Here is a 20,786-nt window from a genome sequence, read left to right as displayed (position 1 = left end):
GCCCGCGTCAGCCGCCCGGTGGCCGCTGCCGCGGCATGGTGGCCCAGCCCCCAGCGCCGTTCGGCGGCGGGGGCAGCCTCCGCACCGGCGTGCCGCGCCCGGCGGGCCCCACGCTCTGCGAGGCCAGCAGAAGGGGGGAGCCCGCGGTACGGAACGAGACCATCCAGTCCACCGTCTCGGCCCGTACGGTCTCGTTCACGTCCTCCGAGAAGCGGCGGAGCACGGCCAGCGCCCGCTCCGCCGCCTCCCCGGCCGAGCCCTCGGCCGGGCCGAGGACCTCACGGACGTTCTCGGCCGCCCACTCGTAGCGCAGCATCTCCAGCCGCCGGTGCACCGCCAGCGCGGCGGCGACATCCCGCATCCACCCGGACGTCAGTCCCAGCCAGCGGTCGGCGAGGGCGCACACGGCGGCGAACAGCAGCGCGACGTAACCGACGTAGCCGGAGTGCCCCTGCGCTAAGGCGACCCCCGCCAGATCCGCGAGCGGTACCAGCGCGCCCACCGCGGCCCCCGCCACGACACCGCCCCGCAGCCACCGTGCCCACCTGCGTTTGCGTACCCGGTCCGCCAGATACCACTCGACGAGACGCATCGCCTCCTGCTCCACCCACTGGTACAGCTCCTCGAGGCGCTCGGCGGGCTCGTTCCAGTCCCCGGACGGGAACCCCCGCCCCAGCAGATCCGGCTGCTTGACCCGCTTCACCCGTGCTCCTTCGGCGTTGTGTCCGGCTGCGCGGCGTTCCCGGTGTTCCCGGCGCTCCGGCGACCTCCCTTCCTACCGCCAGAAGTGGGACCACGCCGACGATCCGCGCCGATTTCCCCCCAGAAGTGGCGCCCCGTCGGGTATAGGGCGCCGCCCTGTCACTCGTAAGGGCCGCACGAGCGGGGCCGCGCGGGCCGTTAGGGTTGGCGGCGTGAGGATTCTGGTCATTGGCGGCGGTGCCCGCGAACACGCAATCTGTCGCTCGCTCTCCCTCGATCCCGAGGTCAGCGCCGTGCACTGCGCGCCCGGCAACGCCGGGACCGCCGAGGTGGCCACGCCGCACACCGTGGACCCGCTCGACGGCGCGGCGGTCGCCGAGCTCGCCGCCTCCGACGCGGTCCGCGCCGACCTCGTCGTCATCGGCCCCGAGGCCCCGCTGGTGGCCGGCGTCGCCGACGCGGTCCGCGCGCGCGGCATCCCCGTCTTCGGCCCGTCCGCCGAGGCGGCCATGCTGGAGGGCTCCAAGGCGTTCGCCAAGGAGGTCATGGCGGGCGCCAACGTGCCCACGGCCCGCAGCTATGTGTGCACCACCCCCGAGGAGGCCGACGCCGCGCTGGACGCGTTCGGCCCGCCCTACGTCGTCAAGGACGACGGTCTCGCCGCCGGCAAGGGCGTCGTGGTGACCGACGACATCGAGCAGGCACGCGCCCATGCCCGCGCCTGCGGCGGCGCCGTCGTCATCGAGGAGTTCCTGGACGGCCCCGAGGTCTCCCTCTTCGCGGTGACCGACGGCGAGACCGTCGTACCCCTCCAGCCCGCACAGGACTTCAAGCGCGCCTACGACGCCGACGAGGGCCCCAACACCGGCGGCATGGGCGCCTATTCGCCGCTGCCGTGGGCGGACCCGAAGCTGGTGGACGAGATCACCGCGACGGTCCTGGAGCCGACCGTGGCCGAACTGCGCCGCCGCGGCACCCCCTTCTCCGGGCTGCTCTACGCGGGCCTGGCCCTCACCTCGCGCGGGGTGCGCGTCATCGAGTTCAACGCCCGGTTCGGCGACCCGGAGACCCAGGCCGTCCTCGCCCGGCTCCGCACGCCGCTGGGCGGGCTGCTGTACGCGGCGGCCACCGGAGCCCTCGCCGACTTCCCGGCGCTGCGCTGGAGCGAGGGCGCGGCGGTCACCGTCGTGGTCGCGGCCCACGGCTACCCGGCGAAGCCTCGTACGGGTGATGTCATCGAGGGGCTCGACGAGATCGAGCGCGCGGACGGCCCGCAGGCGTACGTCCTGCACGCGGGCACCAAGGCCGACGAGGACGGCACGGTACGCAGCGCGGGTGGCCGCGTCCTGTCGGTCACCGCGACCGGCACCGACCTCACCGAGGCCCGCGAGCGTGCCTACGCGGCAGTCGGCCGCGTCCGGCTGGCGGGCGCGCACCACCGCACGGACATCGCGGAGCGGGCCGCGGCCGCGGCCGAGGCCGGCGAGGGCTGATCCGCCTGTTCGGGGCCTGTTCGCCGCCTGCCGGCCCCCTGCTCGCCGCCTGGTCGCCCCCCTGGTCGAAAAAGGGGCCGACCCATATACCTCCGGCCCCGCCCGGGCAAGAGCTCTCCCCAAAGCCATTCCATCGAGTGACGACGGCCGCTTACGGCTGACGCCCGCAAAGGCCCCAACTATGGTGCCGCACAAGCGCCGTGAGGCTGCCGTAAGGCCGCCGTGCGGGCGGTGTGCAGGCGGCGTAGGGGCTGCTCGCGCGCGGTCTGCCGACTGTCCGTCGAACCGTCCGTCGACTGGCGCAGCGCGCATTGCGGTGTCGGAGCGCGGTGACACAGTGGGTGGAAGCCGGAGAGCCCGGCTGCGGCCTGGAAGGTGCGGGGGTGAGACGTGAGCGGTCCCGATGGTCCGGTCCCCGGCCGGCGGACGGTCGCGCGCTCCGCGCGCGCCCATGCCCTCGCCGTGCTCCGGGTGCGCAGCACAGCGCTCGCCCTGGCCCTGCTCCCGGCCGCCGCCGCGGTGATCCTGTGGGTGGGGCGTACGACGGGCCAGTTCGGCCCCGGCCCCGGCTGGGACGCTGCGCGCTGGTCGGTCACCGGACTCGCGGCAGCCACCCTGGCCTGCGCCGCGGTCGCCGGGCTCGTCATCGCCCGAGGCCGCCCCGCCGTCTCGCCGACGGTGCCCGTCGAGGAGCGCGCGGCGCCCGATCTGCACGCCCTGGTCCGCGATCTCGCCGACCGGCTGGAGGTCCCGGCGCCGTCCGCCATCGCGCTGACCCCGGACTGCGACAGCTGGCTGGAGGACCGTACGCACTTCCGCGCTGACACGGGGGAGGGCGGAGTACGCGGCGCGGCCCCCGTCCTGGTCATCGGCTCGCCGTTCCTGTGGTGGATGCGCGTTGCCGAACTGCGCGCCCTGCTCGCCCCGGTGGTCGCGGGCACCGGCCCTTCGGCCCACCCCGACATAGCGGCAGCGCGGCGTTTCGTACGCGGGCTGGACGCGGCGGTCGCCAACGCCGAGCACCCTCCTGCCGACCTGACGGGAGGTCCGGGACACGCCTCGGTCTGGGGGCCGGGCCCGCCGGGGCCGCACGCCTCGTCGGGCGGGTCCGGAGCGCTCGGGCGTGCCGCTGGAGCGGGCGCGGCCGGGCTGCGCAGGGCGGTGCACCGGCTGGTGGGGCCGGTCGCCCGGCTGATGCTCCGTGCGGCGGGCCCGTACGCCGCCGCGATGGAGCAGGGCGTCGCCGCTGCCGCCGCCGACCGCGCCCAGGCCGTCGACCAGGGGCTGCGGGCCGCGGCCCAGGAACAGGTCGGCCTCGCCTACGCCGGCTGGGACCGGTTGCTGACCCGGGTGGCGCTGCCCGCCTGGCGGCTCGGGCTGTGGCCCACCCGGCTGGACGCGGGGGTGGTCTCCGCGCTGACCGAGCTGTCCCGCCGCGACCGGCTCGCGGAGGGCTTCACCTCGCGGCTCGGCGAACGCCCCGCCTGCGACCTGCTGAAGGAGCCGGGCACCGTGGACGGCGCGGTCTCGCTGCTCGCGGCCCGCCTCTTTCTGGGGTCGCGTCCGCCGCTGCAGGTGCCGGCCGGGCCGCGCGAGGCGACGCCGGAGTGGACGCCGGTGGAGTGGTCCGCGTACCCGGAGGAGGTCGTCGACCGCATCTGGCGTGCGGAGGCGTCCCGTCTCTTCGCGGCGCTGGACACCGTCGGCTCCCCGTCGCCGGCCGCAGCCGACGCACCCCGCCCCGCCGAGAACACCAACTCCCCGCTGGCCGTCGGCCACCCGGCCCCGGCACCCGTCGTCGGCGCCGCCTCCCCGGCCCCCGAGGGCGACAGACGCCCACTCTCCGAGGGCGACAGACGCCCACTCTCCGAGGGCGACAGACGCCCACTCCGCGAAAGCGACAGGCTTCCGCCGCACGACGGCGACAGGCTGCCAGCCCTCGACGGCGGCGGACCGCCCCCCACCGGTAGCGACAGATCACTGCGCGCCGATGGTGCCGATCATGAGCTGGCGGGGCCGACGCTGGCCCGTGTGCTGGACCGGTTCGCTTCGCCGGGCGGGATCGACGCGCTGGCCGCGCGTATCAGCGCGGAGGTGGCGCGCGCGGAAGCTGCGAGCGCCCCCGGTGTCATCGGTGCGAGCCCCGGCGCGGGGCTCCCGCCGGGTGCGGGCAGTACACATCTCGCGCCCCTGGCCCCCATGGGGCTGCCGCTCCAGCCGCCGCGCGGCGGCAAGGAGCTGCTGGCCGACCACATCACCGCAGCCGTCTGCTGCGCCGCTGTCGACACTGCGGGGGCGACACCGGGTCTGGACTGGCTGGACGGGCCGGCACTGTACGTCGACGGCCGGCGCACCAGCGAACTCTCCGCACTGGTGCTCGCACTCGTCGAGGACGGCGAGACGGCGGGGCTGCGGGACTGGCTGGCAGCGATCGGTGTGCGACCGGAGAAGCCCGTTCGGCTCGTCTGAAGATCATCTCCAGCCATTTAGCGACGAAGGGTGACCACACCCTTGCGTAATGTGATGTGCTGTCTGCCGTCACACCTGCGGCACGGCGGCAGCACGGCGGAGCGGAGCGAGGGCGCCGGGGAGGGAGCAGCGATGGGAACCGAGCGGACCGGGCAGCCCGTACGTGAAGTCGAGCGGATCGAGCAATCCGTAGCTCGTGCGGCCGGGGTCACCGAGCCGATCCGGCGCTGGGAGTCGGGGGCGCTGGCGCACGCGGTGACCGACCCCTTCGGTCAGGGCCCGCTGCCCTGGCTGCGGGTGAGCGAGAACTACTTCGAGAACGGCCGCCTCGTGCCCTGGTACGTCGACTGCGTCGACCAGGCCCCCGGCCAGACCTCGCGCACCCCCGAGTTGGTGCGGGAACTGGCGGGCGGCGGCCAGACCGTCCCCAAGCCACGCACCCGCGGACTGTCCAGCAGCGCCCCGCCCACAGCGGACGACGTGCGCTGCCAGATCAAGGGCTTCGCTTCCGTGGCGGGCGGCACCCCGCCCGGTGAGTCCATCGACTTCCGGATCACCGTCAACCCGCCGCAGCCCTTCAGCGTCGACGTCTACCGCATCGGCCACTACGGCGGCGCGGGCGCCACCAAGATCACCACCAGTCCGCGGCTGTCCGGCATCATGCAGCCCGCGCCGCTCACCGCGGACCGCACCGTCTCCTGCCACCACTGGTGGCTCTCCTGGCGGCTCCAGATCCCCGACTACTGGTCCACAGGCGCCTACGTCGCCGTACTGACCACCGCCGACGGCCACCGCTCCCACATCCCCTTCACCGTTCGCGACCGGGACCCCGCCGACCTGCTGCTCGTCCTCCCCGACGTGACGTGGCAGGCGTACAACCTCTTCCCGGAGGACGGCCGCACCGGCGCCAGCCTCTACCACGCCTGGGACGACCAGGGGCGGCTGCTCGGCGAGAGCGAGGCGGCGATGACCGTCTCCTTCGACCGCCCCTATGCGGGCTCGGGCCTGCCCATGCACGTGGGCCACGCCTACGACTTCATCCGCTGGGCCGAGCGGTACGGCTACGACCTGGCCTACGCCGACACCCGCGATCTGCACGCCGGGCACATCGATCCCACCCGCTACCGGGGGCTGGTCTTCCCCGGCCACGACGAGTACTGGTCGGTGCCCATGCGCCGGGCGGCCGAGCGCGCCCGCGACAGCGGCACCGCGCTGGTCTTCCTCTCCGCCAACTCCATGTACTGGCAGGTCGAACTCGACGCGCTGCCCTCCGGAGCCCCCGACCGGCTGCTGACCTGCCGAAAACGGCGCGGGCCCGGGCGCCCCGCACTCTGGCGTGAGCAGGGCGAACCCGAGCAGGCGCTGCTGGGCATCCAGTACGCCGGCCAGGTCGCCGAGCCCTACCCGCTGATCGTCCGCAACGCCGGCCACTGGCTGTGGGAGGCCACCGGCGCATACGAGGGCGACGAGTTGCCCGGCCTCGTCGCGGGCGAGGCGGACCGCTACTACCCGCGCACCGCACTGCCGGAGCACACCTCCCGGATCCTGCTGGCCCACTCGCCCTACCGCGACCGCGGCGGCGCCCGCCGCCACCAGGAGACCTCCCTCTACCGCGCCCCCTCCGGCGCCCTCGTCTTCTCCTCCGGCACCTTCGCCTGGTCCCCCGCGCTGGACCGTCCCGGGTACATCGACTCCCGCGTACAGCGCGCCACCAGTAATCTGCTGGACCGCATCTGCAAACGGGACTGAGGCTTTGCCGCCGGGTCTTGGCCGGCCCTCTCAGTTGTTCCGGTGGGGGGTGCCCCTGTGCGTCGCGCGCGGACTGCAGGCGCGTTGTGGCTGGTCGCGCCGTTCCCCGCGCCCCTTACGGGGCGCAGCCCTCACGCCGCGCAAAGGGTGGGCGGGTGGGTGAAAGAATCAGGGCACCCGCCGAGAAACGTCGGCTGCCCCCGGGAGGAACAACGTGACCGGATTCGTCGAGAAGCCCGAGCCCGCCCAGGTCCCCGACCTGGTGCACCTGCACACGGGCAAGGTGCGCGACCTCTACCGGAACCAGGACGGCAACCTGGTGATGGTCGCCAGCGACCGACTCTCCGCGTACGACTGGGTGCTGCCGACCGAGATCCCGGACAAGGGCCGCGTCCTCACCCGTCTCTCCCTGTGGTGGTTCGAGCAGCTGGAGGACCTGCTGCCCAACCATGTGCTCAGCACGGACGTACCCCCGGGCGCCCCCGCCGACTGGGAGGGCCGCACGATGATCTGCCGCTCCCTGCGCATGGTGCCCGTCGAGTGCGTGGCCCGCGGCTACCTCGCCGGGTCGGGGCTGGTGGAGTACGAGGAGTCCCGCACCGTCTGCGGGCTCGGCCTCCCCGACGGCCTGGAGAACGGCTCCGAGCTGCCCGGCTCGATCTTCACCCCCGCCACCAAGGCGGCCGTTGGCGAGCACGACGAGAACGTCGCCTACGAGGAGGTGGCCCGCCGGCTCGGCCCGGAGACCGCCGCCGAACTGCGCCAGGCCACCCTCGCCGCGTACGACCGCGGCCGGGACATCGCCCGCGAGCGCGGCATCATCCTGGCCGACACCAAGTTCGAGTTCGGCTGGGACGACGCCAACACAGTCGACGGCGAGCCGGTGCTCACCCTCGCCGACGAGGTGCTCACCCCCGACTCGTCCCGCTTCTGGCCCGCCGACCAGTGGCAGCCGGGCCGCTCCCAGCCCTCGTTCGACAAGCAGTACGTACGCGACTGGCTGACCTCCCCGGAGTCCGGCTGGGACCGCACCTCCGAACAGCCGCCGCCCGCCCTCCCCGACGAGGTCGTCGAGGCCACCCGCGCCCGCTACATCGAGGCCTACGAACGCCTCACCGGCGTCCCCTGGAGCTGACGGGTCCGGCCCGTACCCACGTGAAAGGGCCCCGGTCGGTGACCGGGGCCCTTCACTGGTGAACCGAGCGGACGACGAGGCTCGAACTCGCGACCTCAACCTTGGCAAGGTTGCGCTCTACCAACTGAGCTACGTCCGCATGCCCCACCCTCGGCCCGAGCGGGCCGCCGTGGTGCGGGGCCCAGTATAGCCGGACCTTTCCCGGGCCCGGGACCGCGCCGGATCGCGGCCCGGGACCGCGTCAGATCCAGCCCCGTTCGCGGGCCATCCGGGCCGCCGTGTGCCGGTTCTCCGCTCCCAGCTTGGCGGCGGCGGCCGAGAGGTAGTTGCGGACGGTGCCCTGGGTCAGCGACGCCTTCCTGGCGATCTCCGCGACCGGCGCCCCGTCGGCGGCCAGCTCCAGCAGTTCGGCCTCGCGTGCGGACAGCGGCGAGTCCCCCGCACTGATGGCGTCGGCGGCCAGCTCGGGGTCCACGTATCGGCTGCCACCGTGGACGGTGCGGATGATCTCCGCGAGCTGCTCGGCCGAGGCCGTCTTGGGCACGAACCCGCGGACGCCCGCCGCGAGCGCCCGCTTCAGATGGCCCGGCCTGCCGTAACTGGTGACGATCATCGTCCGGCACTCGGGCACCGACTCCCGCAGCGAGGCCGCCACCCGTACCCCGTCGGCGCCCGGCATCTGGAGGTCGAGCACGGCCACGTCCGGGCGGTGCGCCCGCGCCATGGCCAGCGCCTCGGGCCCGGAAGCCGCCTCGGCGACGATGGCCAGATCGTCCTCCAGCGCCAGCAGGGCCGCCAGCGCACCCCGGATCAGATGCTCGTCGTCGGCCAGCAGCACCCTGATGGCCGCTCCGCCCCGCACCGTCTCCCCGTCACTCACGGCTCTCCCCTCCCGCCGGGCCCGCAGCGCCGACGACGACGTCCACGGCGTCGGGCTCCTCGGGGCCGACATCGACGGACTCCCCCGGCCCCGGCCCCCGCCCCGGCTCCGTCCGGTCGCCGCGGGACATAGGGACCTCGGCGCGCAGCCGGTAGACCTGCGCGGTCTCGTCACGTTCCGCCGTCAGCGTGCCGTCGAGGGCGGCCAGGCGCTCGCGGAGACCGGTGAGGCCGGAGCCGGCCCGGGGGAGCTCCGGCCGCAACCCGTCGTTCTCCATCACCAGCACGGCGGTGCCCGCCGCACCGGCCGTGAGGCGGATCGCGCACCGGCTCGCCTCCGCGTGCCGCAGCACATTGGTGGCACCCTCGCGGACGACCCAGCCCAGCGCCGACTGCGCCTCCCGCGCCATCCCGAGCTCCGCGGACTCGATACGGCAGTCCACTCCGGCGGCCCGCAGCACCGAGCGGGCCCCGGCGAGTTCGGTCTCCAGCCCGGCCTCACGGTAGCCGCGGACCACGGCGCGCACCTCGGTCTGCGACTGGCGGGCCAGCTGCTGCACCTCCTCCAACTGCTCGACGACCGACTCGGCACCCCGCCGGGCGAGCTGGGTCGCCAGCTCGCTCTTGAGCGCGATGACCGACAGATTGCGGCCCATCACGTCGTGCAGGTCGCGGCTGAAGCGCAGCCGCTCCTCCGCGACGGCGAGCCGCGACTGGGTCTCCTTCGCCCGGTCGAGCTCCCGCATCACGTCGATGTACCAGACCGAGCAGCGCGGCGAGAAGAGGCCGATCAGCCCACCGAACCCGAGCACGAGCAGGGTGCCCAGCAGCGCAGGCCACGCCATGCCCGCGACGGCGAACACGCAGCTGACGAGCACGCAGCCACCGACTGTCACCGCCACCCCGCGCCGGGGCGGGACCATCAGCCCGTACACCCCGGTCAGGCTCGCGATGCCGGCGAACAGCGCCATCGCGGCCCCCGCGGCGTCCCCTGCCCACCCGCGCGCGATCAGCACCGCAACCACCGCCGTAGTGACGGCGAACGTCGTCACCCCCGCCGCCAGCAGCCGGCGCGGCGCCTCGCCGGCCCCCAGATAGTGGTCCACCCCGCGCCGCAGCCCGCGCACCCCGAGCACGCACTGGACGAGCCCCAGTACGAGGACGAGATAGCTCAGCGTCAGCGGCAGCCGCTCGGGCGTCACCTCGACGAAGAACTGCGGCATGCCGCTCAGGAAGTAGACCCACGGGACCAGCAGCAGCATCCAGCGCGTCGAGACCTCGACCTGCTCCAGCTTGCTGCGCCGCTGCCAGTTCCGCTGCTTCTGCCGCCCCCAGCGGATCATCGGCGACCGCCTCCTCCTCGTCTCGCTTACGGCACACGGTACGGCGGCATCCGCCGGAGCCCGCCCCGGCGGCCGGTCAGCGGCGGGGCTCCCACCGGAACCGCTTGCGCACCGCATATCCGGCCACCGCCGTCCAGCCCACCGCGACCGCGAGCGCCCGCAGCGTCTCCGGCCCGCTGAGCTGTTCCGTCCAGCCGCTCCGCAGCAGGTCCATGACCGGTGTCATCGGCAGCCAGCGGCAGATCTCGGCAATCCGGTCGGGATAGATCTCCAACGGCACGAAGACCCCGGACCCGGCGAACGTCGCCAGCATCAGCGGCATCGGCGTGAGCTGCGCCAGCTCGACGGTCCTGGTGAAAGCGGCCGACGCGGCGGCCAGCGTCGCCATCAGCAGCAGGCCCAGCACCAGCCCGGCCACCACCAGATGCGGCCGGGCCGGCGCCCCCACGTCCAGCAGCACGGCACCACCCCCGAGCAGCAGCACCGACTGGACGACGCCGATCGTGACCGATGGCAGCGCGGCGGCGCCCAGGATCTCCAGGTCCTGCGCCTCCCCGGTCCGCAGCCGCTTGAGTACGAGTTCCTCGCGGCGGCCCACATAGACGCCGACGAGGTTGCTGTAGACGGCGAACAGCAGAACCATCCCCACCGTCCCCGGCAGCATGGCGGTGCCCACCGAGAGCCCGGTGCCGGACAGATCTGCCTGCTCGACGGTGGACTTGAGGGAGAAGGTCAGCGCGGTCGGCAGCAGCAACGCGACGAACAGCGCCGACCTGTTACGGATCAGCAGGGTCAGCTCCGCCCTGGCCAGCGCCCGTACCCGCCGCGCCGACAGCCTGCTCACCCTGCCCGCCCGGATGCTCCGCGCCGCCCCCGCCGGCTGTGCCGTGGTCGTCGTCCCGTTCATGCCCGAACCCCCGTCATCGCTCGCTCGTTCTCCCGGCCCGGCTGGTTCCCCGCCTGGGCGATCTCCAGGAACGCCTCCTCCAAGGAGGCCGACCTCGCCTGCAAGCCCTCCAGCGTGACGCCGGACTCCCGTGCCCACAGCAGCAGTTCGGTCAGCGCCCCCTGGAGGTCCTGCGTCTTGACCGTCACGGCCTGCCCGTCCGCCGCCGCGGGAACGCTCAACGGCAGCCGCTCGGGCGGGACCCCGGCAGGGAGCCGGAAAGTGATCCGCGAGGGCCGGGCGGCCACCACCTGTTCCGGGGTTCCCGCCGCCACGATCCGCCCGGCCTGCATGATCGCCAACCGGTCGGCGAGCTGCTCGGCCTCCTCCAGATAGTGGGTGGTCAGCAGCACCGTCGTGCCCTCGGCCCGCAACTCGCGCACCAACTCCGCGGTGTCCCGGCGCCCTTCGGGGTCCATCCCCGTCGTCGGCTCGTCCAGGAAGAGCACCTCGGGCCGCCCGATCAGCGCCAACGCCAGGTCCAGCCGCCGACGTTCACCGCCGGACAGCTGCTTGACCCGTACGTCGGTCCTGCCGCCGAGCCCGACCATCTGCAGTGCTTCGCGCGGCGGCCGGGCCTCGCTGGAGACGCCCGCCCACATCGTCGCGGTCTCCATGACGGTCAGTTCGGAGGGAAAGCCGCCCTCCTGGAGCATCACGCCGGTACGCGGCCGTACGAAGGCACGCTCCCCGAACGGGTCGAACCCCAGCACCCGTACGCTCCCCGCGCTGGGTCGCGCCAGCCCCTCCAACACCTCGACGGTGGAGGTCTTCCCGGCCCCGTTGGTGCCGAGCAGCGCGAAAATCTCCCCCTCGCGTACGGAGAACGAGACGTCCCGCACCGCCTCGAACCCGCCCTCGCCCCCACCGGCCCCGGCCCGGCGCCCGCCGCGCGTCTCGGCCGCATAGCGGCGTTTCAGTCCTTCGACCTCTATCGCGTCCATGCCTCCAGGCTTCCGCCGGCCAGGGCGCGAGGGGAGTGCGGGCAGTCATGGGTGCGGATGACAAACGTCATCCTGGGGCTGGGGCTGGCTCAGCCCTGCCGGGCAGCGCTCTGTGGCCACGTCACGGTGACGACCAGGCCGACGGCTTGGGTTGCTGCTCGATGTCTGCGGTGCCGCCGCCCTTCCCGGGTGTTCTGGTCCCCGCTTTGAGGGCTCCGTTGTGGGGTGGCGGCTTTGCTGGGATGCGTAAATTTGGCGTTGGTTGCCGGGGTTCCGTTTCGTGCGAACGCGCCTTGCGGCTGGCTACGGGGGGAGGGGTCGTCGGTTGCGGTGCGTTCTGAGTGCTGTGCGGGTTTCTTTGGGGTTGCGCGCCGTGCCGCCGCCGTCGCGGGGTGGGGGTTCGTGAGCCGACCAGCCGGTCGGTATGGGTTGCGGGGGAGCTGGCTGCTGCCGCGTTGTAGTTGCGGCTTCGTACTCTCGCTCCGCTCGTGGCACGCCGGTGGGCGGTTGGCCGAGGGTGCGGACCCATGCAAAAACGCCCGGCTGGGAAACCAGCCGGGCGTCTCACTGTTGAACCGAGCGGACGACGAGGCTCGAACTCGCGACCTCAACCTTGGCAAGGTTGCGCTCTACCAACTGAGCTACGTCCGCATTGCCTCCACCCGGCTTTCACCGAGTGGCGCGACCAATACTCTACCTGATCGTTTCCGATCGGCGGTCCGTACTGGAGAGCGGGTGACAGGAATCGCACACTGCGCCTCCCTCTTGGAAAGAGGGCGCTCTACTACTGAGCTACACCCGCACGCTTGCTTGAGGTCCTCCCTTTCGGGGGCTCCCTCGCGGCGTGCCTTGACTCTATCCGATCACCCGGGGCCTCTGGCAAGTCGAGCCCCGATGACGACCGTTCCGGCCCGTCGAGCTGTGGCGGGGCGCCCCTCCAACTGTCCCGGGGCGCCCCCTCAGCCATCAGCTCGCGGCGCGGAAGGCCTCGTACACCTTCTTCGGGATGCGGCCCCGCGCGGGCACGTCGAACCCGTTGGACTCCGCCCATGCGCGCACCGCGCGCGGATCGGGGTCGATCGCGGTCCTGCGGTACGTCTTGCCGGACCGCGCCCGCTTGCGGCCGGCTTCCACGAAGGGGGCCAGCTCGGTGCGGAGCCGCTTCGCGTTGTCGGAGTTCAGATCGATCTCGTAGGTCTTGCCGTCGAGGCCGAAGGAGACCGTCTCCGCCGCTTCTCCGCCATCGATGTCGTCGGAGAGCATCACTACTACGCGCTGTGCCACGGATATCGGTCCTTCCTCAGGATCACGAAAGGGGGTCACCCGGCATTACGGCGTCGTCGGCAGGACCCCGCCGACCGGCGGGTATGCGGGGCGAACCCGAGTAGGAAACAGGTTCTTATTCAACTATGCGCTGCACACCGGCACCGGAGTGCAAAGGGCGCACAAAGATTGTGGCCCACGGAATTGATTCCGGTTCCGGCCGCAATCGGGACCCTACTTTTTTCCCGCCGGTTTTCCCAGTGCTTCGCGAAGTCCTACCAGGATCGGCACACCTCACGGTACACATATCAACGCGCGTAGATTCTGATGCCGGGTACGCTGGCCAGCGCAGCGCCCCGCTAAGCACTAGGAGTACCTGTGGCTCGCGTCGTCGTCGACGTCATGCTGAAGCCGGAGATCCTCGACCCCCAGGGACAGGCGGTGCAGCGTGCACTGCCCCGCCTGGGTTTCGAGGGCATCTCCGATGTCCGCCAGGGCAAGCGCTTCGAACTCGAAGTGGAGGGCCCCGTCGACGGGGACACCCTCGCCCGCATACACGAACTCGCCGAGACGTTTCTCGCCAACACCGTGATCGAGAACTTCACCGTTCGCGTCCAGGACGCGGACGGCAACGAACGTCCCGTCGAGGCGGGGCAGGACGCCGCATCCGAAGGAGCAGTGGCGTGACCACCCGTATCGGCGTCGTCACATTTCCCGGTTCCCTCGACGACAGCGACGCACGGCGCGCCATCCGTATCGCGGGCGGAGAACCCGTCGCGCTCTGGCACCGGGACAAGGATCTGCGCAAGCAGCAGGTCGACGCGGTGGTGCTGCCGGGCGGATTCTCGTACGGCGACTATCTGCGGTGCGGCGCAATTGCCCGGTTCTCGCCCATCATGGAGACGGTTGTCGAACAGGCGAAGGCCGGAATGCCGGTGCTCGGCATCTGCAACGGTTTCCAGGTCCTGTGTGAAACCCATCTCCTCCCCGGTGCGTTGACCCGTAACGACCATCTGCACTTCATCTGCCGCGACCAGCGGCTCCGCGTCGAGAACGACACCACCGCCTGGACGTCGGACTACGAGCGCGGCCAGGAGATCGTCGTGCCGCTGAAGAACGGCGAGGGCGGCTACGTCGCCGACGAGCGCACTCTGGACGAGCTGGAGGGGGAGGGCCGCGTCGTCTTCCGTTACCTCGACGGCAACCCCAACGGTTCGCACCGCGACATCGCCGGAATCACCAACGAGGCCGGGAACGTGGTCGGCCTCATGCCGCACCCCGAGCACGCCGTCGAGGCCCTGACCGGGCCGACGACCGACGGGCTCGGTTTCTTCACCTCGGCCCTGAAGAAGCTGGTCGCCTCATGAGTCCCCAGAGCCACAGCCACACCCTCGACACCGTCAAGCACGCCGAACAGACCCCCGACACCGAGCTCCCCTGGAAGGAACTCGGCCTCAAGGAGGACGAGTACGCCCGCATCCGGGAGATCCTCGGCCGCCGTCCCACCGGCGCCGAGCTGGCCATGTACTCGGTGATGTGGTCCGAGCACTGCTCCTACAAGAGCAGCAAGGTGCACCTGCGGCAGTTCGGCGAGAAGGCCCCCACCGAGGGGCCGGGCGCCGAGGCGATGCTCGTCGGTATCGGCGAGCAGGCCGGCGTGGTGGACGTCGGCCAGGGCTACGCCGTCACTTTCAAGGTCGAGTCCCACAACCACCCCTCGTATGTGGAGCCGTACCAGGGCGCGGCCACCGGCATCGGCGGCATCGTCCGCGACATCATCGCCATGGGTGCCCGGCCGGTCGCGGTGATGGACCCGCTGCGGTTCGGTGCGGCCGACCATCCCGACACCAAGCGGGTGCTGCCCGGTGTGGTGGCCGGTATCGGCGGCTACGGCAACTGCCTGGGGCTGCCCAACATCGGCGGCGAGGTCGTCTTCGACCCCTGCTACCAGGGGAATCCGCTGGTCAACGCGCTCTGCGTGGGTGTGATGAAGCACGAGGACATCCACCTGGCGAAGGCCGCGGGCACCGGCAACAAGGTCATCCTCTACGGCGCCCGGACCGGCGGCGACGGCATCGGCGGCGCCTCCATCCTGGCGTCGGAGACCTTCGATGACGAAAAGCCGTCGAAGCGCCCCGCCGTCCAGGTTGGTGACCCCTTCCAGGAGAAGCTGCTCATCGAGTGCACCCTGGAGGCGTTCCACGCCGACCTCGTTGTCGGTATCCAGGACCTGGGCGCGGCCGGGCTGTCCTGCGCCACCAGCGAGCTGGCCTCCAACGGCTCGGGCGGTATGCAGGTCGAGCTGGACACCGTGCCGCTGCGCGACTCCTCGCTCTCCCCCGAGGAGATCCTGATGAGCGAGTCGCAGGAGCGGATGTGCGCGGTGGTCGAGCCCGGCAAGGTGGACCGCTTCCTGGAGATCTGCGAGAAGTGGGAGGTCACCGCCACCGTCGTCGGTGAGGTCACCGACGGCGACCGGCTGGAGATCTTCTGGCACGGCGAGAAGATCGTCGACGTCGACCCCCGTACGGTCGCACACGAGGGCCCCGTCTACGAGCGCCCCTACGCACGCCCCGACTGGCAGGACGCGCTCCAGACCGACGACCCGGCCAAGCTGCCCCGCCCGGCGAACGGCGAGGAGCTGCGGGCCGCCGCGCTCGCGCTGATCTCCTCCCCGAACCAGGCCGCCAAGTCCTGGATCACCGACCAGTACGACCGTTACGTCCTCGGCGACACCGTGCTCGCGCAGCCCGAGGACAGCGGCATGATCCGCATCGACGCCGAGAGCGGTCTGGGTGTCGCCGTCGCCACCGACGGCAACGGCCGTTACGCCAAGCTCGACCCGTACGAGGGAGCGCGGCTGGCGCTCGCGGAGTCGTACCGCAATGTCGCCGCAACCGGTGCGCGCCCGCTGGCCGTCACCGACTGCCTCAACTTCGGATCCCCCGAGGACCCGGCGGCCATGTGGCAGTTCGCCGAGGCGTGCCGCGGGCTCGCCGACGCCTGCAAGGAGCTGGGCACCCCGGTCACCGGCGGCAACGTCTCGCTGTACAACCAGACCGGCGAGGCCGCCATCCACCCCACCCCGGTGGTCGGTGTGCTCGGCGTCATCGACGACGTCGCCCGGCGCACCCCGATGGCGTTCCGCGACGAGGGCCATCTGATCTACCTCCTCGGTGACACCGCGGAGGAGTTCGGCGGCTCGGCGTGGTCCCAGGTCGCCCACGACCACCTGGGCGGCCGGCCGCCCCAGGTCGACCTGGAGCGGGAGCGGCTGCTCGCGGAGATCCTCATCGCCGCGTCGCGGGACGGTATGGCCGACGCGGCGCACGACATCTCCGACGGCGGCGTCGTCCAGGCCCTCGCGGAGTCCTGCCTCAAGGGCGGCAAGGGTGCCCGGATCGTCGTTCCCGACGGGCTCGACCCCTTTGTCTTCCTCTTCTCGGAGTCGCAGGGCCGGGCGCTGGTGGCCATCCCGCGGAGCGAGGAGGTGCGCTTCACCGATATGTGCGCGGCGCGCGGAATGCCCGCGGCGCGGATCGGTGTCGTGGACGGGGAAGCGCTGGAGATCCAGGGCCAGTTCTCCCTGCCGCTGGACGAGTTGCGCCGCCACCACGAGGCCACGATCCCGGAGCTCTTCGGCTGAGCACCGGACCCCGGTCGTCACTGAAGGCCCCTGTCCCCGAAAGAAGTGCGAGGCAGGGGCCTTCTCCCGCAAAAGGGTGCCCTGCGGCTAATCTCACGCGTATGCCGCCCGCTCGACGCACCACCAGCCCCTCTGGAAGAGGCCGGCGTACGTACGACCCGTCCCGCATCCGCGCCGCGCTCATCAACCAGGTCGAGGCCGTGGCCGACGCCGCGCACCGCCTCACGCCCGAGCAGCACACCCTCCCGTCCGGGCTGCCCGGATGGGACGTGCACCACCTGCTCGTGCACATCGCCCGGCAGATCGACGCCGTGCCCCGCTTCCTGGCCCGCCCGGAGACGGAGGTGACGAGCAAGGCGCCGCAGATCTCCCTCTCCCACTGGGCCCTCTCGACCGCGACCATCGCCGAGGAACTGGACGCGGACACCCGCAAGGACGCGGAGTCCTCCCCCGACGGGGCGGCCCGTATCGACCAGGCCGTCGCCGACCTGGAGCCGGTCATCGAGTCGGCCGTACGCGAGGACCTGCTGATCCCGCACCCGTTCGGCGCGATGCGGATCCTCGACTTCACCGTGACCCGGCTGGTCGAGCTGGTGGTGCACAGCGACGACCTGGCACGGGCCACGGGTGTGCGGGTGGCGCTGGACCGGCAGGCGACGGCCGCCACTGTCCGGCTGCTCGCCGACGCGCTGGCGGCCAAGGCCCCCGGTGCCTCCGTCGAGGTGCGGATCCCGCCGTTCGCCGTCGTCCAGGCCGTCGAGGGCCCCCGGCACACCCGCGGCACCCCGCCGAACGTGGTCGAGACCGACCCGCTGACCTGGATCCGGCTGGCCACGGGCCGCCTCACCTGGTCCGAAGCCCTGAGCACACCCCACCTCACAGCCAGTGGCGCCCGCGCCGACCTCGGCCAGGTGCTGCCCGTACTGGGCTGAAGGTCACAGGTCCCCGGTTCGGCGCAGGAGTCGGCTGGCCGTAGACTCGAAGACGTGCCACGTGGTGACGGAAAGCTCAGCCACGACCTCCTCCCCGGTGAGAAGGGCCCCCAGGACGCATGCGGCGTCTTCGGTGTCTGGGCTCCGGGGGAAGAGGTCGCGAAGCTCACGTATTTCGGCCTGTACGCCCTGCAACACCGCGGTCAGGAGTCCGCGGGTATCGCGGTGAGCAACGGTTCCCAGATCCTGGTCTTCAAGGACATGGGGCTGGTCTCACAGGTCTTCGACGAAACCTCTCTCGGTTCCCTGCGCGGCCACATCGCCGTGGGTCACGCGCGCTACTCGACAACCGGCGCCTCGGTCTGGGAGAACGCCCAGCCGACCTTCCGCGCGACCGCCCACGGCTCCATCGCCCTGGGCCACAACGGCAACCTGGTCAACACGGCGCAGCTCGCCGAGCTGGTCGCCCAGCAGGCCGACGCCCCAGGCGGGCGGGCCACCCAGGTGGCGGCCACCAACGACACCGACCTGGTCACCGCGCTGCTCGCCGGCCAGACCGACGAGGACGGCAAGCCGCTCACCGTCGAGGAGGCGGCGCCGCAGGTGCTGCCCCAGGTCAAGGGCGCGTTCTCGATGGTCTTCATGGACGAGGACACGCTGTACGCGGCCCGCGACCCGCAGGGCATCCGGCCGCTGGTCCTCGGCCGCCTGGAGCGCGGCTGGGTCGTCGCCAGTGAGACCTCGGCGCTGGACATCGTCGGCGCGAGCTTCATCCGGGAGATCGAGCCGGGCGAGCTCATCGCCGTCGACGAGGACGGACTGCGCAGCCAGCGGTTCGCCGAAGCAAAGCCGAAGGGCTGTGTCTTCGAGTACGTGTATCTCGCGCGCCCCGACACGGACATCGCGGGCCGGAACGTCTACCTCTCCCGGGTGGAGATGGGCCGCAAGCTGGCGGCCGAGGCCCCGGCCGACGCCGACCTGGTGATCGCGACGCCCGAGTCCGGCACCCCTGCCGCGATCGGCTACGCCGAGGCCAGCGGCATCCCCTACGGCTCGGGCCTGGTCAAGAACAGCTACGTCGGCCGGACCTTCATCCAGCCCTCGCAGACCATCCGCCAGCTCGGCATCCGGCTCAAGCTCAACCCGCTCAAGGAAGTCATCCGCGGCAAGCGCCTGGTGGTCGTCGACGACTCGATCGTCCGCGGCAACACCCAGCGCGCCCTGGTGCGGATGCTCCGCGAGGCCGGCGCTGCCGAGGTGCACGTACGGATCTCCTCGCCGCCGATCAAGTGGCCGTGCTTCTTCGGCATCGACTTCGCCACCCGCGCCGAACTGATCGCCAACGGGCTGTCGACCGACGAGATCGGCAAGTCGCTCGGGGCCGACTCGCTGGCCTACATCTCCATCGACGGGATGATCGAGGCGACGACGATCCCCAAGAACGACCTGTGCCGGGCCTGCTTCGACGGGGAGTACCCGATGGAGCTGCCCGACCCCGAGCTGCTGGGCAAGCACCTGCTCGAGACCGAGACCGCCGAGACCGATGTCGACGGGGTCAACACGCTGGCCGCGGGCGTCGGCGCCGCGGACGCACTGAAGCGCCCGTAGCGCTTCCCGCCCGTTTCCCGGGGGCCCATCGGCCCCGACCCCGTTCCCCGCGCCCACCTGTCCGCCTGCCAGGAAGCCGGGGGAGCGGTCTCACCCACACGAGAGACGACGTACCGATGACACACAGCGAAGGCGTCAGCTACGCGGCCGCCGGCGTCGACATCGAGGCCGGCGACCGGGCCGTGACGCTCATGAAGGAGTGGGTCGCCAAGACCCAGCGCCCCGAGTCGATCGGCGCGCTCGGCGGCTTCGCGGGCCTGTTCGACGCGTCCCGCCTCAAGAGCTACGCCCGCCCCCTCCTCGCGTCCGCGACCGACGGCGTGGGCACCAAGGTCGCCGTCGCCCAGCGTATGGATGTGCACGACACGATCGGGCACGACCTGGTGGCGATGGTCGTGGACGACCTGGTGGTGTGCGGCGCCGAGCCGCTGTTCATGACGGACTACATCTGCGTCGGCAAGGTCGTCCCGGAGCGCGTGGCACATATCGTCAAGGGCATCGCCGAGGGCTGCGTCCTGGCGGGCTGCTCGCTGGTCGGCGGCGAGACGGCGGAGCACCCTGGGCTGCTCGGCCCGGACGAGTACGACGTGGCAGGCGCGGGCACCGGCGTCGTGGAGGCCGATGCCGTACTCGGCCCCGATCGCATCCGTACGGGTGACGTGGTGGTCGCGATGGCCTCTTCCGGTCTTCACTCCAACGGGTACTCGCTGGTGCGGCACGTGGTCTTCGACCGCGCCGGCTGGGCGCTGGACCGGCACGTCCCGGAGTTCGGCCGCACCCTGGGCGAGGAACTGCTGGAGCCGACGAAGATCTACTCGCTGGACTGCCTGGAGCTGACCCGTACGACCGAGGTGCACGCGTTCTCGCACATCACCGGTGGCGGGCTGGCCGGCAATCTGGCCCGGGTGATCCCCGACGAGCTGCACGCGACCGTGGACCGCTCCACCTGGCGGCCCGGACCGGTGTTCGAGGTGGTCGGCGGCGCCGGTGACGTAGCGCGCGCCGAGCTGGAGAAGACGCTGAACATGGGCGTCGGCATGGTCGCCGTCGTTCCGCAGGCGTCGCTCGACACCACGCTGGCGACCCTCGCCGACCGGGGTGTGGACGCCTGGGTGGCGGGCGAGATCACCGAGCGCGGGGACCGCACGGAAGCGGTCACCCTCACGGGTGACTATGCACGGTGAGCTCCTGACAGCGGGCATGCGGCTGCACCGCACAGGGTGGCCGCATGGCTGCTGTGCCGCGTCGCGAATTCGCCGCGCGCGCCAGAACCCGGCCCGGCGGTTGCCGGACCGGGTCAGTACGGGCGAACGTCAGGCGCCGCGGCGCTTCGACTGGGGGTCGGACGACCCGGGCGCACCCGCGTCGTCGTCATCCTCGTCGTCGTACAGATCCGCGTACCGTGCGTACGGGTCGTCCTGCTCATCGTCCTCGAAGCGCTCGCCGTTCGGCGACTCGTTCGATGTCGATGCGCCCAGCTCCTCGGCCAGGCGCGATAGGTCCGTCCCGCCAGTGTTGTACTTCAGCTGGCGGGCGACCTTCGTCTGCTTGGCCTTGGCCCGGCCGCGCCCCATGGCTCGACCCCCTCAACGACGGGGCTCGACGGCCCCAGAGTCTTGACACGCGTTCATGGTTCATAGCGGCCTCTCGACCGAGAGACCGGTACTCAGGGCTTCA

Annotated in this window: 17 protein-coding genes and 3 tRNA genes; 10 read left to right on the top strand and 10 right to left on the bottom strand. The window is 72.0% G+C overall.

All coding sequences use genetic code 11. The features are described 5' to 3' along the window. Window positions 1–7: 7 nt before the first annotated feature. Complete coding sequence (locus ACQEU8_RS16950; RefSeq protein WP_433101402.1) at window positions 8–703, bottom strand: SLATT domain-containing protein; 696 nt, start codon at window positions 701–703, stop codon at window positions 8–10. 211 nt (window positions 704–914) lie between these two features. On the opposite strand from ACQEU8_RS16950, the gene purD reads away from it, so the two are divergent. From purD to ACQEU8_RS16930, 4 genes are all read left to right on the top strand, one after another. Beyond that, the gene (purD, locus tag ACQEU8_RS16945; protein WP_433101400.1) at window positions 915–2,195 is read left to right on the top strand and encodes a phosphoribosylamine--glycine ligase; all 1,281 of its coding nucleotides are present in this window, start codon (window positions 915–917) and stop codon (window positions 2,193–2,195) included. Between the two features lie 390 nt (window positions 2,196–2,585). After that, the gene (locus ACQEU8_RS16940) at window positions 2,586–4,664 is read left to right on the top strand and encodes a hypothetical protein (protein WP_433101398.1); all 2,079 of its coding nucleotides are present in this window, start codon (window positions 2,586–2,588) and stop codon (window positions 4,662–4,664) included. A 132-nt stretch (window positions 4,665–4,796) separates the two neighbouring features. Continuing rightward, a complete protein-coding gene (locus ACQEU8_RS16935; RefSeq protein ID WP_433101396.1) occupies window positions 4,797–6,413 on the top strand; it encodes a N,N-dimethylformamidase beta subunit family domain-containing protein in 1,617 nt (538 codons plus the stop codon). 214 nt (window positions 6,414–6,627) lie between these two features. After that, a complete protein-coding gene (locus ACQEU8_RS16930; protein ID WP_433101394.1) occupies window positions 6,628–7,548 on the top strand; it encodes a phosphoribosylaminoimidazolesuccinocarboxamide synthase in 921 nt (306 codons plus the stop codon). A 66-nt stretch (window positions 7,549–7,614) separates the two neighbouring features. Here the strand turns inward: ACQEU8_RS16930 and ACQEU8_RS16925 are convergent. From ACQEU8_RS16925 to ACQEU8_RS16890, 8 genes are all read right to left on the bottom strand, one after another. Continuing rightward, window positions 7,615–7,687: transfer RNA gene (locus tag ACQEU8_RS16925), tRNA-Gly, on the bottom strand. 102 nt (window positions 7,688–7,789) lie between these two features. After that, complete coding sequence (locus tag ACQEU8_RS16920; protein WP_433102455.1) at window positions 7,790–8,410, bottom strand: response regulator transcription factor; 621 nt, start codon at window positions 8,408–8,410, stop codon at window positions 7,790–7,792. 10 nt (window positions 8,411–8,420) lie between these two features. Then, window positions 8,421–9,770: a sensor histidine kinase gene (locus ACQEU8_RS16915; RefSeq protein WP_433101392.1), complete on the bottom strand. Its 1,350-nt coding sequence runs from the start codon at window positions 9,768–9,770 to the stop codon at window positions 8,421–8,423. A gap of 76 nt (window positions 9,771–9,846) precedes the next feature. Beyond that, window positions 9,847–10,677 carry an ABC transporter permease gene (locus tag ACQEU8_RS16910; RefSeq protein ID WP_433101390.1) on the bottom strand — a complete coding sequence of 277 codons (831 nt, stop codon included), beginning with the start codon at window positions 10,675–10,677 and terminating at the stop codon, window positions 9,847–9,849. After that, window positions 10,674–11,660 (bottom strand): ABC transporter ATP-binding protein, encoded by a 987-nt coding sequence (locus ACQEU8_RS16905; protein ID WP_433101388.1) that lies wholly within the window; start codon window positions 11,658–11,660, stop codon window positions 10,674–10,676. The genes ACQEU8_RS16910 and ACQEU8_RS16905 overlap by 4 nt, the downstream gene beginning before the upstream one ends. A gap of 578 nt (window positions 11,661–12,238) precedes the next feature. Further along, window positions 12,239–12,311, bottom strand: a tRNA-Gly gene (locus ACQEU8_RS16900). Window positions 12,312–12,390: 79 nt separating this feature from the next. Continuing rightward, a tRNA-Gly gene (locus tag ACQEU8_RS16895) sits at window positions 12,391–12,462 on the bottom strand. A gap of 164 nt (window positions 12,463–12,626) precedes the next feature. After that, the gene (locus tag ACQEU8_RS16890) at window positions 12,627–12,944 is read right to left on the bottom strand and encodes a histone-like nucleoid-structuring protein Lsr2 (protein WP_433101386.1); all 318 of its coding nucleotides are present in this window, start codon (window positions 12,942–12,944) and stop codon (window positions 12,627–12,629) included. A gap of 357 nt (window positions 12,945–13,301) precedes the next feature. Between ACQEU8_RS16890 and purS the strand changes: the two genes are divergently transcribed. From purS to purM, 6 genes are all read left to right on the top strand, one after another. Beyond that, window positions 13,302–13,610: a phosphoribosylformylglycinamidine synthase subunit PurS gene (gene purS, locus ACQEU8_RS16885; protein ID WP_433101384.1), complete on the top strand. Its 309-nt coding sequence runs from the start codon at window positions 13,302–13,304 to the stop codon at window positions 13,608–13,610. Next, a complete protein-coding gene (purQ, locus tag ACQEU8_RS16880) occupies window positions 13,607–14,290 on the top strand; it encodes a phosphoribosylformylglycinamidine synthase subunit PurQ (protein WP_433101382.1) in 684 nt (227 codons plus the stop codon). The genes purS and purQ overlap by 4 nt, the downstream gene beginning before the upstream one ends. Beyond that, a complete protein-coding gene (purL, locus tag ACQEU8_RS16875) occupies window positions 14,287–16,569 on the top strand; it encodes a phosphoribosylformylglycinamidine synthase subunit PurL (RefSeq protein WP_433101380.1) in 2,283 nt (760 codons plus the stop codon). The genes purQ and purL overlap by 4 nt, the downstream gene beginning before the upstream one ends. 101 nt (window positions 16,570–16,670) lie before the next feature. Then, entirely contained in the window at window positions 16,671–17,501 is an 831-nt protein-coding gene (locus ACQEU8_RS16870; protein WP_433101378.1) for a sterol carrier family protein, read from the top strand. A 54-nt stretch (window positions 17,502–17,555) separates the two neighbouring features. After that, window positions 17,556–19,109: an amidophosphoribosyltransferase gene (purF, locus tag ACQEU8_RS16865; RefSeq protein ID WP_433101376.1), complete on the top strand. Its 1,554-nt coding sequence runs from the start codon at window positions 17,556–17,558 to the stop codon at window positions 19,107–19,109. 116 nt (window positions 19,110–19,225) lie between these two features. Beyond that, the gene (gene purM, locus ACQEU8_RS16860) at window positions 19,226–20,293 is read left to right on the top strand and encodes a phosphoribosylformylglycinamidine cyclo-ligase (protein ID WP_433101374.1); all 1,068 of its coding nucleotides are present in this window, start codon (window positions 19,226–19,228) and stop codon (window positions 20,291–20,293) included. Between the two features lie 129 nt (window positions 20,294–20,422). Here the strand turns inward: purM and ACQEU8_RS16855 are convergent, their stop codons facing one another. After that, a complete protein-coding gene (locus ACQEU8_RS16855; protein ID WP_433101372.1) occupies window positions 20,423–20,683 on the bottom strand; it encodes a DUF3073 domain-containing protein in 261 nt (86 codons plus the stop codon). Window positions 20,684–20,786: the final 103 nt, after the last annotated feature.

The sequence above is a fragment of the Streptomyces sp. CA-250714 genome (assembly GCF_050936705.1).
Lineage (GTDB): Bacteria > Actinomycetota > Actinomycetes > Streptomycetales > Streptomycetaceae > Streptomyces.
Note: the sequence above shows the minus strand (reverse complement) of the source record. Positions and strands in the feature narration are given on the sequence as shown.